This window comes from Buttiauxella sp. B2, assembly GCF_006376615.1.
Lineage (GTDB): Bacteria > Pseudomonadota > Gammaproteobacteria > Enterobacterales > Enterobacteriaceae > Buttiauxella.
The window spans coordinates 1-1,006 of the sequence record NZ_VEXQ01000075.1 but is presented as its reverse complement, the minus strand read 5'-3'; the positions used below and the strand labels follow the sequence as shown (position 1 = coordinate 1,006).

At 47.4% G+C, this 1,006-nt stretch carries 1 protein-coding gene; it reads left to right on the top strand.

Features of this window, described 5'->3' with window-relative positions; translation table 11 throughout:
- Nucleotides 1-506: 506 nt before the first annotated feature.
- The coding region (locus FH968_RS23560; protein ID WP_189389363.1) for a CSS-motif domain-containing protein at nt 507-1,006 on the top strand (500 nt) is incomplete at its 3' end.

Here is a 1,006-nt window from a genome sequence, read left to right as displayed (position 1 = left end):
GATAAGTTTGAGTTCTGGTTCAATATCGTCACACCATAAATAAATCCCCTGCGGCCTGGCGCCGCAGGGGATTTACCGTAGGCACCCCCCGTTTTTCACATTCTGTCTGGCCTGCTTATTATTTTTGTTTCAGCTTATGTTGCCGGTTAATATTCCTGGAGTGCGGATGTGTCGAATAGGGCTGCATTCATGACCTGGGCACTTTTTGAATGGAACGTCATAATGTTTGTCATGTGACATTATAGCCCCCAGGGGGGAGTAGGATTAAAAGATAAATGCTGTATATGTGTAGTTTTAAATTAATTTGACGTCGACATTACCTCTTTGCTCTCGCTATTATAAATATTGAAACCATCATCTTTCCAACCCCAAAAGGAGCCGGCTTCTCTATTTGGTCAGCGCTGGACGCGTATCAGATGTGTGTTATCGGCATGCCAGACTCAATTTCTGATTTTGTGGTAGTGAAATTATTCTTTAATTCCCACTGAGTGTTGTGAGGAGCGTTAATGCCGTTTCATGCTTTAAAGGCGGATCAATTCAAAGCCCGGCTGTTTAGCGCCATCGCTGTGAGTCTGCTGTGTATCCTGCTGGGATGGGTGGTCATCTTCTGGCAGACCGTCTCGAATACAACGCAGGAGGCCAGTACTCGCTTGCAACTGGCTCAGCAGAAGATTGACAAGGCACTGGATAGCGCCCATGACGTGGTCCTTTCCGTAAAGCAGAGTCTCGGCAAACCCTGCAACGATATTGTACCGTTACTGAGAATACAGGTGGCAATCGCACCGGAGGTGCGGAGTATCTTCCTGGCACATGGAGATAACATCTATTGCTCTTCCCTCTACGGCCCCCATCAGGAACGTATCAATTTCAATCATTACACTAAAGGCCAGCTCTTTCTCATGAAGGGTAACTGGATGAGTCAGCCAATTGTGGTCTACCGGGAGGTTGTCGGCAACGACAGTATCACGGTGAGACTCTATGGTTACCTGCTGTTCTCCGGGCTCGA